This is a genomic window from Comamonas terrigena NBRC 13299 (genome assembly GCF_006740045.1).
GTDB classification, from domain to species: Bacteria; Pseudomonadota; Gammaproteobacteria; order Burkholderiales; family Burkholderiaceae_C; genus Comamonas; species Comamonas terrigena.
In genome coordinates this window covers 2,582,297-2,596,083 of record NZ_AP019749.1, presented here as the reverse complement: position 1 = coordinate 2,596,083, position 13,787 = coordinate 2,582,297, and the positions used below count along the sequence as shown (strand labels likewise).

Here is a 13,787-nt window from a genome sequence, read left to right as displayed (position 1 = left end):
GTCTTTCAGTTGCCGGGGGCGGTGGGGCGCTTGGGCGTGACCTCCCATTGCAGCTGGGCCAGGCCGATGGTGGAGCCGGTCCCGGCTGCCTCACGCATCTGCGCGGCAATCTGCTCCATGCTGGTGATGCCGGGCAGTGGCTGGAAGGCCGGTTTCTGGAGTGATGCCGGCAATTGCGTGCTGACGTTCTTGTCGCTGGCAAAGCAGCCCACGGTTTCCTGGCCCGGCAGGCCGGCATCCATCACAAAGCCCGGGGTGGGGCTCATCCAGTCCGGAATGCGCACCGCCTGGTTGCCTGGCACCCAGCCGGACTTGTTGGTGGCATTGGGCAGGATGCGGATGACTTCGTTGCGCGCATTGCGCATGTAGCAGGACAGATAGGAGGAGCGGGAGACGGTGGCGGACAGGAAGATCTGTTCGCCCTGCTCGAACCCGGAGCGGCCCAGCATGATGTTTTCCACCTGCAGATCCACTTCGGGCGGCTGGCCTTGCTTGTCGGTGGTGATGGCGGCCGCCGTGGTGTTGTTGTTCGGTGCCGTTTCCCAGCCGATGCGCTGCAGGTGGCCGTCGGGCGAGAGGGTGACGAAATTGCGCAGGCTGCGTTCATAGGTGGGGAAGTCCACCACGCCGGTGACGACCATGCGTTCATCGGTCTGAAAGCGGGCCAGTGCCGTGTGCAAGGTTGCGTCGTCCGGGTTCTCCGTGAGCAGATAGCCGCGGCGCAGCAGGGAGCGGCGCACCAGCTGGCCCCGTGTGGCCGGGCTGGCATCTTCATACCATTCGCGCATCTGGCGCATGAATTCGGGGTGGGTCTGTTCCAGCGTCAGGCATTGCCAGTAGGGGACACGCGCCCATTTGCCCAGCAGCTCGATCATGGCCAGCTCCACCAGGGTGCGGATGGCCGGGCCCGAGCCCTGGGTGTAATCACGGCCCACATTGAACTGCACGCCGTAGTTGCCGATGCGGCCCGACAGGTCCAGGCCCTGACCGCCGCTGCCGATGACGATTTCATTGGCCGAGTCCAGGCCGGGAATGATGGTGCGGCTGCGGAAATCCCCCAGGTGCAGTTCCATGCCGATGACCGAGGAACGGCGGCTCTGGCTGTAGCCGGTTTCCAGGCGGGAGGCCGAGGTGCCCATGTCGACGTTGTTGGCGGTGACCTGCTGGTCCACAAAGGCCACGGCGCCGGACACATAGAGGGCGGGGCGCTGCAGGCGTATCTGGTTGTTGTTCAGCAGCAGGGTGGTCAGGTTCTGCACCGTATCCTGCTGGGCGATATTGACTTCATAGTCCACAAAGCGGAAGGCATTGCTGACGCGCGACATCTGCGACAGCGCCGTGACGATCATTTCCTTGGTGGCTACGGCAATCTTGCCGGAGTAGTCGGGGATGGACTTGCTGGTGATCAGCACGGTGCTCATGCCGGTTTCACGGAACAGGTGGTCCATGCACATCAGCGAATCGGAGAAACTGGAGATCGACCGCGTGGGGCGCACGACTGGCCGGTTGATTTCGTTGGCCTGCGCGTGGTAGCCCGCATCCTTGGCCGGATTCATGGGCGCACAGCCTGTCAGCAGGCCTGCTGCGCTGAGCAGGCTGGTGACGGCGAGCAGGCGAGGACGACACAGGTTCCTGGGTGCGAAGGTGGTGCGCATGATTCCCTCTCGATGTTTTCCTAGTGGCCGCCCTGGTGCTCGGGCGCTGCTTTGCTTTTAGCGGCAAATGTTCACCAAATCACCACGCAACACCACGATCTGCTGCTGTCCGTTACCCGTGCGGGTGGCGCCTGTGGCATTGGTGTTGCTGCCCACATCCTGGATGCAGGTCTTGCGGTTGGCCTGTGCACCGACGATGCGGTTCACATCGCCATCGGTGTAGATGCCGCTGGTCTGGTCGTTGAAGGTCTGGGCTTCGTAGCGTGCGATCTTGGCGCGCAGGTGCATGGGCACGCCGTCCGCATCGCTGCCCAGACCCTGGGGCTTGGTGGTGCTGCCCGTGGGCAGCTGCAGATGTTCCACCGGGTTCTGCAACTGGATGGTGTCTTCGCCAGGCGCTGCCATCGTGAGTCCGGTCACGCCAAGGCAGCTGGCCATCACGAGGCTGCGCAAAAGAGGGGAAGCAGGCATGGGAACCTCCGGGAGGCGATGAGGGGGAAGGGCGTGGAGTCAGCCGGGTGGTGGCTCCACGCACTGACAGCCGTCTGCCGCAACCGGGGTTGCGGCAGGGCCTGGCCTTACTGGCAGGTCTGGCAGCCGTTGTTGGTGGAGATGTTCTGCACCGCCGACGAGCCGCTGGAAGCGTGGTTCATCACGGCCGAGCCCTTCAGCGCCACCACCTGGGTCAGTTGCTTGGCGATGTCGACCTTGCCTACGTTGGTGGCCAGGTTCTGGCGTGCATCGCCGCCCGATTCAGCTTTGTTGCCGATGTAGGCCAGCTTGCCGAACGTCATCTGCGTCAGTGCGGCACCCACGTTCACGTTGCCGGTGTTAGACGAGATGTTCTGGCGGGCATCGCCGCCGGATGAGGCCTTGTTGCTGACAGCGCTCCAGCTCAGCGACGTCACTTGCACGGTCTTGCCGTCCAGGTAGATGGCGGGGCCGGTGTCCTTGTCATCGTCGTGGCCGCCGGGGTGGCCGCCGGGCTTGCCAGCGAAGGCAGAGGCGGCGAGCAGGCTCAGAGAAACGACTGCGATTACTTTTTTCATGGTTGCGCTCCTAGAAGATTTCGTGACGTCCATCCGTTGACTCGCAGAGCCCATCTCTGCGGGTCGGCCTGTGGGTGCTGGTCCGCGTGGTTGGCAACACTTGCTGGCCTGGTTGAAAGTGTCCGTTTGCGTGCTTTGACAACCAATCCCGTAAATTTGGTAAGTGGGTACTACGTCTGCACACCTCCGGGAAAACGCGCGCTTTCCGAGTGCGGTGGCAATGGGGTCGAGGCTTCTGCTGACAGGCGGGAGGCAGGAAACGCGGTAAAAAATTAGGTAGTGACTACATGTAAGCATTGAAAGACAGTGATGGAGGGCGCACCGTGATGCACACCGAACAAGAAGCTCCGTATGTTTGCGACGCTGCACTGCTTTCGGCGGGCAGTGCCGGTGCTGTGGACAGGTCGTTGTGGCCCGATTTCATGGTGGGCCAGAGCGAGAAGCCGGTGCGTGTGCTGCTGGTGGACGACGACGCGCACATCCGCAGCGTGGTAGGGCGGGAGCTGATGGGGGATTCGCGCGTTTTGCTGGTCGGGCAGGCCGCCAGCGTCAAGGAAGCCCGGCGCCTGATGCGGGCGGAGGCTTTCGATGTGCTGCTGGCCGATCTGAACCTGGAAGACGGCACTGGCTTTGACCTGATGGGCCTGCAGCGTGCGCTGCGCCCTGCGGCGGAGACGGTCATCATCTCGGTGATGGAAGGGGATACGCAGCTGCTGCGCGCGATCGAGCAGGGGGCGGCCGGCTATCTGGTCAAGCACTCCTGGTTTGGCAGCTATGTGCAGGCGGTGCTGCAGGTGGCCAATGGCGGCGCGTCCATCACGCCGCACCTGGCACGGCGGCTGTTGCAGCGGTTGCGCGGCAACTGCGGGGAGCGCGACGCCAAGGCCTGTGTGCCGGAAAAACTCTCCGAGCGCGAGCGCGACATCCTGCGCCACGTGGCCAATGGCTATACCAGCCAGGAAATCTCGCAAAGGCTGGAAATTGCGCTGCTGACCGTCAACACCCATGTGCGCAACATCTACCGCAAGCTACAGGTGCGCAGCCGGGCGCAGGCGGTGCGTGCGGCCTTGACGCAGGGGCTGCTGTAGCGGCCGAAGCCGGAATGCCGCGGCGTCACCAGCGCAGGTCGCAGCGCCATCCCGCCTGGATGCTGGGGGCGGGCACGGCGCTGTGGCTGCTGGAGATTGCCGCCATCCTGTACTGGCATCTGGGGGCAGCATCGCCGGATGCGCTGTACGAATGGCAGAACTGGGCCGTGATCGTGGTGCTGCACCTGCTCACCGCCACCTGGTTCGGGCTGATGTGGCCCAAGGTGTTGCGCTGGCGCCGCCGCAGCAGCCTGCGGGTTTCGCCCGAAGTGCGGGCCGAGCGCGAACGCATTGCCCAGGACCTGCACGATGGTGCAGGCAGCCACCTGTCCGGGGCCCTGGCGCTGCTGGAGACCCCGCAGCCGAATCTGGCGCAGGTGCGGCACGCCGTGGAACACGCCATGTTTGCGCTGCGCGTGGAGATGGAAGCACTGGACGACGCGGACGCCTCGCTGATCGAGCGCCTGGCCTCCATGCGCTGGCGTCTGCAGCCGCTGCTGAGCGAACGTGGCATGGTCATGCAGTGGAACATGCCGATGGACGAGGCGGACACCAGCCCGCGTGCGGAAAAAGGGCTGCAGCTGGCCTTTCTGGCGCAAGAGGCCATGAGCAATGCCTTGCAGCATTCCAAGGGGACCTCTCTGCGCGTGGAACTGCAGCCCGTGCCCGTCGGTTCCTGGACCCTGGAGGTGGCGGACGACGGCTGCGGCATGGAAGACGCGCCCGTGCCACGCGCTGGCCGCAGTCAGTCCGGGCGGGGCTGGGGGGTGGACGGCATGCGGGCCCGTGCCCAGCGCATCGGGGCGCAGTTTGCGCTGGAGAGCAGCCCGGGCCGCGGCACCTGCGTGCGGGTGGTGGTGCCCGCCGATGCAATTTCTTGATCTGTGGTCAATGAGTTTGTGTAGAAATGTAAAGACAGCGGCTATGCTTGCCGCAGTCCGCACTTTCCCTTCACTTTTTGCATGCAGACCACCGAAGACCTTGCCTTGCCCTGCCAGCCGCGGGTTGTGGCCTTGCTGCTGAGCGAGCTGCTCAGTGACATGCCCAATCTGCGCCGCGTCAACCAGCTGTTTGGCTGCGACCCGGTGCTGGCCGCCAAGCTGCTGGCGCTGGCCAATTCGCCGGAGTACCAGATGGCGGGCATGGTGCGCGGCATCCCCCAGGCGCTGGCCTTGCTGGGGGTGTCGCAGCTGCGCATGCTGGTGAACGGGGCGCAGAAAGGCATGGCAGTGCGGGTGGTGCAGGGCATGGCGCTGGAGCCGTTCTGGCGGTACAGCCTGATGACGGCCAAGCTGGCGCGCTCCCTGGCGGGCATGGCCCACATGGACGGCAGCGCCGCCTATGCCGCCGGGCTGCTGCACGGCATGGGGCAACTGATGCTGCACCACACCCAGTCGGTGGCGACCGCGCCGCTGGACGAGGCCATGGACATCTGGGACCCGCGCCGCGCGCGCATGGAGGAGCGGCACTGGGGGCACTGCGCCACGCACACCACTGCGGCACTGCTCAAGCAGTGGCGCCTGCCGCGCGAGCTGGTGGACAGCTTGCAGTGCATGGAAAATCCGCTGGCCTTCGACCAGTTCGAACCCATGGCCGGCGTGCTGCACCTGGCGGTGTGGCGCATCCGCACCCAGGCCGCCCAGTGGGACGAGCGCAGCACCGCGCTGTCCTTCCCTTCCGAGGTGGGGGTGGCCATGGGGCTGGACATGGATGTGGTGATGCAGCAGGACACTTCCCGCTGGATGCATTCCGGTTTTTGAGCGGCACGCTGTAGTGCTGTCCCTGCCGGGGATGCCTGCGCGCGGGCGGCCGGCCCGCCAGCGGGCGACAGGCAGCCCCGCAGCTCGGCAGCCTGCCGGTACGGCCATCGGCGCCCCGCAGGCGGCAAATCCCTAAAGTGATAGCTGCTGGTGCCGCTGTGGATTGTGTCAACGGCCAAAAAGCTTTGAAATGGACGGACCACAGTCGGGCAACCGGCTGACAGCTGCGGCCCGCCGGTCGCAGTGCAATTCCAGTGTCACCGTCCTTGTCTGCCGAATCCCCCATGCCCGAGCACGTTCCCCCGTCATCTCCTGCCGCCGATGCCCCCTCGGGGCCGCCCCGGATGGCGCGCGACCCGTCTGCGGCGCGTGCCGCGCGCTGGCGCAACGAGGAGGCCCTGCCGCACGGCACGGCCCATGCGCTGGGAGCCATGGCGGCCATGTTGCCGGCGCTGCGCCTGCTGGTGGGGCTGCTGATTGCCGCGCTGGTGATAGCGGCCCTGTATTTCGGGCGGGACATCCTGATTCCGCTGGCCCTGGCCGTGCTGCTGGGTTTTCTGCTCGACCCGGCAGTCAGCCGCATCAAGCGCTGGGGCCTGCCGCGCATGGCGGCCACCTTGCTGGTGGTGGCGATTGCGCTGGGCGGGCTGGGCGGCATGGGCGCCTACCTGACCAACCAGGTCAGCGAGCTCAGCGCCGACCTGCCCACCTACCAGAGCACGATCCGCAAGAAGCTGCGCAATCTGCGCAATCTGGTCAAGGGACCCAGCATGTGGGACGGGGCGATCAAGACCTATGACACGGTGGAAAAGGAGATCGCCGTGGCCGCCGGCCCGCCGGAGCGGGTGCAAAAGGTGGAGATCCAGCGGCCGGACGGCCGGTCCTGGGAACAGGTGCTGGGCTGGCTGGCCAAGATCAGCGCCCCGATTGCCACGGCCGGCATCGTGCTGCTGTTCGTGATTCTGATTTTGCTGGACCGCGATGGCCTGCGCGACCGCTTGCTGCGGCTGATGGGGGGCAATCTGCACGTGGCCACGGATGCGCTGGACGAGGCGTCCGAGCGCATCGGCAGCTACCTGCGCATGCAGTTCATCGTCAACGTCACCTACGGTTTTCCCATGGCCGTGGGCCTGTGGTTCATCGGTGTGCCGGGGGCGGTGCTGTGGGGCGTGCTGGCCACGGTGATGCGTTTTGTGCCCTATGTGGGACCCCTGATCTCGGCCATCTTCCCGCTGGCGCTGGCCTTTGCCGTGGCCCCGGGCTGGGAGATGCTGCTGTGGACGCTGGGCCTGATCCTGCTGCTGGAGCTCCTGAGCAACAACGTCATCGAGCCCTGGCTCTATGGCAGCAGCACCGGCCTGTCCACGCTGTCCATCATTCTGGCCGCCACGTTCTGGACGGCGCTGTGGGGGCCCATTGGGTTGATTCTGTCCACGCCGCTCACGGTCTGCCTGCTGGTGCTGGGGCGCTACATCCCGTCGCTGCAGTTCATGGAGGTGCTGCTGGGCAGCGAGCCGGTGCTGGATCTGCCCCACCGCCTGTACCAGCGCCTGCTGGCCGACGATGTGGAAGAGGCCGTGGACCTGGCCGTCCACACCATCGAGGCGGCCGTGCCGGAGCGCCCCCAATCCAGCCAGCACAGCCCGGCCACCCGTGCTGCCGACCGCGCCACGGCGGTGCAGGGCTTCTACGACAGCGGCGGCATTTCCACGCTGCGCCTGGTCAGCAACCACTATGCCGATGTCGCCACGGCCGAGCACCGGCTGCGGCTGTCTTCCGGCCTGGACGAGCTGCTGGAGGAGCTGTACGAAGCCTTCCCGCCGCCCGCCGCCACGCGCAGCGGCCGGGTGCACTGTGTGGGAGCACGCTGGGACATGGACGCCCTGGCCGCCCAGATGGCCGCCCACAGCCTGGCGCTGCATGGCTATGCCGCCAGCCATGCCGGACAGCCGCTGAGCAGCGCCATCGAGCAGGCCGAAATCGCCGGCTGGCAGGACGTGCGCTGGCTGGTGCTGTCCGTGCTGCACCCGCAGCCCCAGGCCCAGGTGCGCTTCATCCTGCGGCGGCTGCGCCGCCTGCACCAGCAGACGCCCCGGATCCAGGTGGTGCTGGCGCTGTGGAACGCCCCCAGCCACCTGCTGGGCGAGGGCACGGCCCAGCGCCTGGGGGTGCAGGCCGTGGTCACCAGCGTGCAGGAGCTGGTGCTGCGCCTGCAGCAGCTGGAAGCCGCCGATGGGGCGGCGCCCGGCGGCCATGTGCCCGCAGCGCTGCCCGACGACGAGGCGGAGCGCCTGCAGGCACTGCACGCCAGCGGCCTGCTGCAGCACCCACCGGTGCGCCTGTTCCACGATGCGGCGCAGAAAGCCGCCCATGCCTTTGGCGTGAAGTACGCCCAGGTCTCGCTGGTGGACCGGGACTGGGTGCACACCCCCGGCGGGCTGCTGGTGGCCGACGGCACGCCGCCCGAGCAGGCCGGTCTGCCGCGCGACCAGGCCATCTGTTCCTATGTGGTGCACGACCATGCGCCGGTGGTGGTGAACGATGTGGCCCGCGACCCCCGCTTTGCCGACAACCCGGTGCTGGCCGCCGCCCAGGTGCGCTTTTACGCCGGGGTACCGCTGGTGGATGGCAAGGGCCGGGTGCTGGGCAGCCTGTGCATCCTGCACGATGCGCTGCGTGGCATCAGCGCGGAAGAACTGACGCTGCTGGGCCTGATGGCGCAGGAGGTGATGGCGGCGGTGCAGGCCGACGCCGCCGCGGCGCCCCCCGGTGCGGGGGGTACGCCGCCCTTGGCACCGCCGCCATCGCCGCCGGCCGATGGCGGGCCGCGTGCGGCGGGTGAGACAGGTGAGACGAGCTAGGGGGCAGGCGGACCTGGCAGCGCTGGGGTTGCCAGTGTGATGGCCAGCGCAGGACCATCTGGTCCCGGCCGGCCCTGCGCCGGCCGTTTACATCGAGGTGGCCAGCATGTCCTCGTAATCCTGGGCCGAGGCGATGCGCGGGTTGGTGCCGTGGCAGTGGTCTTTCAGCGCACCGGCAATCACCTGGGCATACCAGCCGGTCTCCACGCCCATGGCGGCCAGGCCGGCGGGCAGGCCCAGGCGGGCGTTCATGTCGCGGATGGCTTCGGGAATGTCGCTGCCGCTGCGCAGGCCCATGGCGTGGGCCATGCGGTTCAGGCGGTCTTCGCGCTGCACGCTGTCGGCGGCGGCGTTGAAGCGCACCACCGCCGGCAGGAACATGGCGTTGAGCGTGCCGTGGTGCAGGCGCGGGTTCACGCCGCCCAGGCTGTGGCTGAGGCTGTGCACGCAGCCCAGCCCTTTCTGGAAGGCCATGGCGCCCTGCATGCTGGCACTCATCAGCTGGCGGCGCGCCTCGGCGTCCTGGCCGTTGCGGGTGGCGGCCTCGATATGGGCCCAGCCCCGGGTCAGCCCGTCCAGCGCAATGCCGTCGGCCGGCGGGTTGAACGCGGCGGACATGAAGGTTTCCATGCAGTGGGCAATGGCGTCCATGCCGGTGGCGGCGGTCAGCAGCGGGGGCAGGCCGTAGGTCAGCTCCGGGTCGCAGATGGCGGTCTTGGGCACCAGGTGCCAGCTGTGGAAGCCCAGCTTGCGGTGGTCGTCCACGATGATGATGGCGCCGCGCGCCACTTCGCTGCCGGTGCCGCTGGTGGTGGGCACGGCAATCAGCGGGGCGACCTGTTCGGTGATGCGGGGCGAGCCGCCTTCGATGGTGGCGTAGTGGGACAGCGGCCCTGCGTGCGTGGCGGCAATGGCCACGCCCTTGGCGCAGTCGATGGCGCTGCCGCCCCCGACGGCAATCAGGCCGTCGCAGCCCTGGGCCTGGTAGAGGGCTGCGGCGGCGCGCACTGCGGCTTCCGTGGGGTTGCTGGGGGTCTGGTCAAACACGGCGTGGGGCAGGTCGCCCAGCGCATCCACGGCCTTTTGCAGGATGCCCGCCGCCTTGACGCCGGGGTCGGTCACGATCAGCGGTTTGCTGATGCCCACGCGTTCGCATTCCTGGCGCAGCAGCTTCACGGCGCCAAAGTCGAACTGGATCTGGGTGACGTAGTTGATGAAAGCCATGTGGGGAATCGCTCCAAAGCAAACCAGAGATGGAAAAACGTTTCAATGTAGGGCGGGGCAGGGGCGCTGCCAAGCGCTGTAACCCGCAGGCGGGCGGGCAGACCGTCCACTGCGCGACAGTGCAGGGCCGTTAGAGGGGGAGCCCCCGCCGCGGCAACGCCCGTCTGCCCGCCAGGGCGGTGTTTTTGCTGCATGATGCACAGCTTTCCCTCTCTTCAGGGAGGCCGTGCCGCTGCAAGCGTGGTGGCGCTGCCCTCGCTTGACTGCCTTGTCCGCCGTGAACGACGCCACCGACTTCCTGCCCCAGTACCCCCTGACCCCTGCGATGCGCGATGTGCTGCGCCGCATGGCACGGGCCAACCGCCCGCATATGCACCAGCTCACGCCCCAGCAGGCCCGCGCGGCCTATGAGGCCGGTGCCGGCGTGCTGGAAATCGCCAAGATCGCGCTGCCGCGGGTGGAGGAGCTGCAGATTCCCGCCCGCGACGGCGCCCTGCTGGCCGCGCGCCTGTATGCGCCCCAGGCGCAGGCGCAGGCACAGGGTGTAGGCGAGGGCGAGGGCGAGGGCGAGGGCCGGCCGCTGCCGGTGCTGATGTATCTGCACGGCGGCGGGTTTACCGTGGGCAGCATCGACACCCACGACCAGCTGTGCCGCAGCCTGGCCCACCAGGCGGGCTGCGCCGTGGTGTCGCTGAACTACCGCCTGGCGCCGGAATGGCAGTTCCCCACCGCCAGCAACGATGCCTGGGATGCGCTGCAATGGCTGGCCGCCGAAGGCACGGCGCTGGGGCTGGACACCTCCCGCATGGCCGTGGGCGGCGACAGTGCCGGCGGCACGCTGGCCGCCAGCTGTGCCATCCTGGCGCGCGATGCGGGCCTGCCGCTGGCGCTGCAGCTGCTGATCTACCCCGGCACCACCGCCCACCAGGACACGGATTCGCACGAGACCTTTGCCCACGGCCTGCTGCTGGAAAAGGAAGGCATTGCCTGGTTCTTCAGCAACTATGTGCGCGACGACGCCGACCGCGCCGACTGGCGCTTTGCCCCGCTGCTGGCCCCGGACGTGGACGGTGTAGCTCCGGCCTTCATCTGCCTGGCCGAGCTGGACCCGCTGGTGGACGAGGGCGTGGCCTATGCTGACAAGCTGCGCATGGCCGGTGTGGCGGTCGATCTGGAGATCTACCGCGGCGTGACGCACGAGTTCATCAAGATGGGCCGCGCCATCCCCGAAGCCCGCCAGGCGCAGGCCGATGCGGCCAAAGCACTGAAAGCGGCTTTGGGCGCACACTGAGAGTCAGCACTTTCCCCCTTTCCTTTTTGTGAGAATCGCCATGCAACTCGAAGATTTCCGCTGCAAGCACCGTCTGGTGGTGCGCTGGTCCGAAGTGGACGCGCAAAGAATCGTCTTCAATGCGCATTACATGATGTATGCCGACGTGGCCGTCACCGAATACTGGCGCCAGGTCGCCATGCCTTATGAAGCCAGCTGGGCCCTGTTGGGCGGCGAGCTGTATGTGAAGAAGGCCGAAGTCACCTACCACGCTGCGGCCGTGATGGGCGATGTGCTGGATGTGGGCATACGCTGCGTCAAGCAAGGCAACACCTCGCTGCAGTTTGAATGCGGCATCTTCCGGGGCCGCCAGTTGCTGAACACCTTGCATCTGGTGTACGTGTTTGCCGACGCCGGACGCACGCCCCAGCCCGTGCACCAGGCGCTGCGCGATCTGCTCACAGCGTTTGAAGCCGGTGAAGAGATGGTGCGCCTGGAGTCGGGCAGCTGGAACGACCTGGGCCGTTCCGCTGAGCGCCTGCGGGTAGACGTTTTTGTGCGCGAGCAGGGCGTGCCGCCCGAGATCGAGATGGACGAGTTCGACCCCATCTGTCGCCATGTGGTGGCGTTCAACCGCCTGAATCAGGCGGTTGGCACTGGCCGCCTGGTCAGTGATGCCCCCGGCGTGGGCCGCATCGGTCGCATGGCGGTGGCCCGTGAGCTGCGCGGCAGCCGCGTGGGCCGCCAGGTGCTGGACCGCCTGGTCGAGGCCGCCCGTACCCGGGGCGACCGCGAGGTGGTGCTGCACGCCCAGTGCCATGCCCAGAACTTCTACGCCCGCGCCGGATTTGTACCCGAAGGCGAGGTCTACGCCGAAGCCGGCATCGACCACATCACCATGCGCCGGGTGCTGTAAGCCGGACACCGGCAGGCCCAGCGATGCCCAGGCACGTGGGTGACTGGGACACTGGAGGTTGGGGAACCTGGGGGGCGCGGCAGGGACGGCAATCAGCCTGCCGGAGGCCGTGAACGCAGCACCAGGCGGCGCAGCGCCATGCCGGCGCCCAGCAACAGCCAGCAGCTGCTGTAGATGCACACGCTCCAGCACAGCAGCATCCAGCCGGGGCCTACCGCCTGCACCACGGCACCTCCGGTGAATGCTTCGCCTTCGCCCAGCGCATAGGCGGCCATCAGCAGGGCCAGTCCGTGGGCCAGCAGAAAGTGGCGGATCTGCACAATCCCCTGGTACAGGCCGAAGTGCGTGTCGAATGTGCTGGCCTGGCCCGGGTGGTTTTCCTGCAGGATGGCGGCGATCTTGCGGCGCGGGAACAGGTAGCCCAGGTACCAGAAGCCGGCGAACATGGCCGTTTTCAGCTGGGCCAGCGGGGCGTCCAGGCTGGGCGCTGGCGCCGCGGTGTCTGCCGACGTGGCGGAGGACCCAGATGCAGGCGCCGCAGATGTCGATGCAGACGCAGGTGCAGACGACAACGCTATGGCCTGCGGCCCCTGCAGCCACCAGCGCAGCGTGAGCAGGGCCACCACCAGACCGGCCAGACCCAGCGAGACGGGGTCGAGCAGGTAGTCGTGCTGGGGGAAGGGGCTGTCGGTGTACAGGCCGAAGGTGCGCAGGGCCAGCAACGCACAGGCGGTGTGGGCAATGGGCGTGACCGGCGTGGCGGGCGGGATGTGCGTGGTGGGGTGCATGCGCGCTCCTTGGCTGCAGGCGGGGCAGCTTCAGTCTGCCCTGGCTGCCAGGGTGCGCATGGAGGCGGCGCTTGTCAAAGCGTGTCAGCCAGAATCTGTGGCCCCACGGCCGCCCGGCAGCTGTGGCCGGATCGGACGGTGGCCTGGGCGGCAGTGCGTACCGCCCGGCAGTGTGCAGGGTGCCTGCGCCGGGGCTTGGCTTAGATGTCTGCCAGCAGCTCGTAGGGCAGGGGCTGCAGCGCCAGGGCCACGCCGCCGGCGTTCAGGGCTTCGTCGGTCGAGGCGATCTGCAGCGAGACAATGGCATCGAATCCTCCCGCAGGGGCTGCGGCGGACTGCACCACCATGCCCACGGGCTGCTCGGCATCGCTGGCGGCAAACACTTCGGCGCCCACGGTCAGCGGCTGTTCGGCGTGTGCGATGTAGGCGCGGCGCTTGAGCGTGCCGCGGAACTGGCTGCGGGCCACCACTTCCTGGCCGGGGTAGCAGCCTTTCTTGAAGTTCACGCCGCCCACGGATTCGTAGTTCAGCATCTGCGGCACGAACTGTTCCTGCACCGGCAGGCTCAAGGTGGCGATGCCGCTGGCCACTTCGCTCCACAGCCAGGCGGCGTTGTCCAGGGCCGGGCCTGCAGGCACAGCGCTGCCGGCCGGGGCGATCCACAGCGCGCGCGGGGTGTCGCCAGCGGGGTAGAGCTGCACCACATGGGCGGCATCCACGCTGCGCAGCGTCCAGGGCGCCGCGTTGCCGGTGGCCTGGGCTGCGCTGTCGCCGGCCAGGCCACACAGCGCATAGTCGGCCGTGGCATCGCTGAGCTTGCACTTGGCGCGCAGCACAAACATGGACAGGCGCTTGAGCATGGCGGGCAGCAGGTCCTGGCTGCACAGCAGCAGGATTTCTTCCGGCCCGGTCTTGAAGCCGATGAAGCTGGCCAGCATGCGGCCCTTGGCCGAGCAGTAGGCGGCCAAGCGGGCGTGCTGGGTGTCCAGCAGGGCGAAGTCCTGGGTCAGCTGGCCGTGCAGAAAGCTGGCGGCGTCGGCACCTTGTGCGCGAATGACGCCCAGGTGGGTGAGGGTGGCAATGCCTTGCAAAGGAGCGGTCATGGGTGAATTATGATCCCCGGTCTACCTACTTTCTGACGGTGAGGGCTTGTGCGTCGATTGCTCCAAGGGCTGC

At 67.5% G+C, this 13,787-nt stretch carries 12 protein-coding genes; 6 read left to right on the top strand and 6 right to left on the bottom strand.

Annotation, left to right across the window (positions count from 1 at the left end; genetic code table 11):
* Window positions 1-5 precede the first annotated feature (5 nt).
* The 3 genes from CT3_RS11685 to CT3_RS11675 all read right to left on the bottom strand — a co-directional run bounded on the left by CT3_RS11685 (window position 6) and on the right by CT3_RS11675 (window position 2,704).
* A complete protein-coding gene (locus tag CT3_RS11685) occupies window positions 6-1,655 on the bottom strand; it encodes a DUF4384 domain-containing protein (RefSeq protein ID WP_066532601.1) in 1,650 nt (549 codons plus the stop codon).
* 57 nt (window positions 1,656-1,712) lie between these two features.
* Entirely contained in the window at window positions 1,713-2,126 is a 414-nt protein-coding gene (locus CT3_RS11680; protein ID WP_127446217.1) for a hypothetical protein, read from the bottom strand.
* Window positions 2,127-2,233: 107 nt separating this feature from the next.
* Window positions 2,234-2,704, bottom strand: a complete 471-nt coding sequence (locus CT3_RS11675; protein ID WP_066532596.1) for a hypothetical protein — start codon at window positions 2,702-2,704, stop codon at window positions 2,234-2,236.
* A 326-nt stretch (window positions 2,705-3,030) separates the two neighbouring features.
* On the opposite strand from CT3_RS11675, the gene CT3_RS11670 reads away from it, so the two are divergent.
* The 4 genes from CT3_RS11670 to CT3_RS11655 all read left to right on the top strand — a co-directional run bounded on the left by CT3_RS11670 (window position 3,031) and on the right by CT3_RS11655 (window position 8,413).
* Window positions 3,031-3,792 (top strand): response regulator transcription factor, encoded by a 762-nt coding sequence (locus tag CT3_RS11670; protein ID WP_083520197.1) that lies wholly within the window; start codon window positions 3,031-3,033, stop codon window positions 3,790-3,792.
* Window positions 3,793-3,806: 14 nt separating this feature from the next.
* A complete protein-coding gene (locus CT3_RS11665) occupies window positions 3,807-4,673 on the top strand; it encodes a sensor histidine kinase (protein WP_083520196.1) in 867 nt (288 codons plus the stop codon).
* 81 nt (window positions 4,674-4,754) lie between these two features.
* Window positions 4,755-5,552, top strand: coding sequence for an HDOD domain-containing protein (locus CT3_RS11660; protein ID WP_066532589.1), 798 nt, complete (start codon window positions 4,755-4,757; stop codon window positions 5,550-5,552).
* A gap of 284 nt (window positions 5,553-5,836) precedes the next feature.
* Complete coding sequence (locus tag CT3_RS11655) at window positions 5,837-8,413, top strand: AI-2E family transporter (RefSeq protein WP_172591797.1); 2,577 nt, start codon at window positions 5,837-5,839, stop codon at window positions 8,411-8,413.
* An 87-nt stretch (window positions 8,414-8,500) separates the two neighbouring features.
* Here CT3_RS11655 and CT3_RS11650 read toward each other — a convergent pair whose 3' ends face one another.
* Window positions 8,501-9,637: an iron-containing alcohol dehydrogenase gene (locus CT3_RS11650; protein WP_066532587.1), complete on the bottom strand. Its 1,137-nt coding sequence runs from the start codon at window positions 9,635-9,637 to the stop codon at window positions 8,501-8,503.
* A gap of 325 nt (window positions 9,638-9,962) precedes the next feature.
* Between CT3_RS11650 and CT3_RS11645 the strand changes: the two genes are divergently transcribed.
* Both CT3_RS11645 and CT3_RS11640 read left to right on the top strand, forming a co-directional pair.
* Complete coding sequence (locus CT3_RS11645; protein ID WP_083520234.1) at window positions 9,963-10,928, top strand: alpha/beta hydrolase; 966 nt, start codon at window positions 9,963-9,965, stop codon at window positions 10,926-10,928.
* A gap of 40 nt (window positions 10,929-10,968) precedes the next feature.
* Window positions 10,969-11,823 (top strand): GNAT family N-acetyltransferase, encoded by an 855-nt coding sequence (locus CT3_RS11640; RefSeq protein ID WP_066532582.1) that lies wholly within the window; start codon window positions 10,969-10,971, stop codon window positions 11,821-11,823.
* A gap of 92 nt (window positions 11,824-11,915) precedes the next feature.
* Here CT3_RS11640 and CT3_RS11635 read toward each other — a convergent pair whose 3' ends face one another.
* Entirely contained in the window at window positions 11,916-12,611 is a 696-nt protein-coding gene (locus tag CT3_RS11635) for a hypothetical protein (protein WP_066532580.1), read from the bottom strand.
* A gap of 200 nt (window positions 12,612-12,811) precedes the next feature.
* Window positions 12,812-13,714: a CAF17-like 4Fe-4S cluster assembly/insertion protein YgfZ gene (gene ygfZ, locus CT3_RS11630; protein ID WP_066532578.1), complete on the bottom strand. Its 903-nt coding sequence runs from the start codon at window positions 13,712-13,714 to the stop codon at window positions 12,812-12,814.
* Window positions 13,715-13,787: the final 73 nt, after the last annotated feature.

Coding starts and splice junctions, on each gene's coding strand:
- CT3_RS11685 (WP_066532601.1), bottom strand. CDS start 1,655: ATGCGCACCACCTTCGCACCCAGGAACCTGTGTCGTCCTCGCCTGCTC.
- CT3_RS11680 (WP_127446217.1), bottom strand. CDS start 2,126: ATGCCTGCTTCCCCTCTTTTGCGCAGCCTCGTGATGGCCAGCTGCCTT.
- CT3_RS11675 (WP_066532596.1), bottom strand. CDS start 2,704: ATGAAAAAAGTAATCGCAGTCGTTTCTCTGAGCCTGCTCGCCGCCTCT.
- CT3_RS11670 (WP_083520197.1), top strand. CDS start 3,031: ATGCACACCGAACAAGAAGCTCCGTATGTTTGCGACGCTGCACTGCTT.
- CT3_RS11665 (WP_083520196.1), top strand. CDS start 3,807: ATGCCGCGGCGTCACCAGCGCAGGTCGCAGCGCCATCCCGCCTGGATG.
- CT3_RS11660 (WP_066532589.1), top strand. CDS start 4,755: ATGCAGACCACCGAAGACCTTGCCTTGCCCTGCCAGCCGCGGGTTGTG.
- CT3_RS11655 (WP_172591797.1), top strand. CDS start 5,837: ATGCCCGAGCACGTTCCCCCGTCATCTCCTGCCGCCGATGCCCCCTCG.
- CT3_RS11650 (WP_066532587.1), bottom strand. CDS start 9,637: ATGGCTTTCATCAACTACGTCACCCAGATCCAGTTCGACTTTGGCGCC.
- CT3_RS11645 (WP_083520234.1), top strand. CDS start 9,963: ATGCGCGATGTGCTGCGCCGCATGGCACGGGCCAACCGCCCGCATATG.
- CT3_RS11640 (WP_066532582.1), top strand. CDS start 10,969: ATGCAACTCGAAGATTTCCGCTGCAAGCACCGTCTGGTGGTGCGCTGG.
- CT3_RS11635 (WP_066532580.1), bottom strand. CDS start 12,611: ATGCACCCCACCACGCACATCCCGCCCGCCACGCCGGTCACGCCCATT.
- ygfZ (WP_066532578.1), bottom strand. CDS start 13,714: ATGACCGCTCCTTTGCAAGGCATTGCCACCCTCACCCACCTGGGCGTC.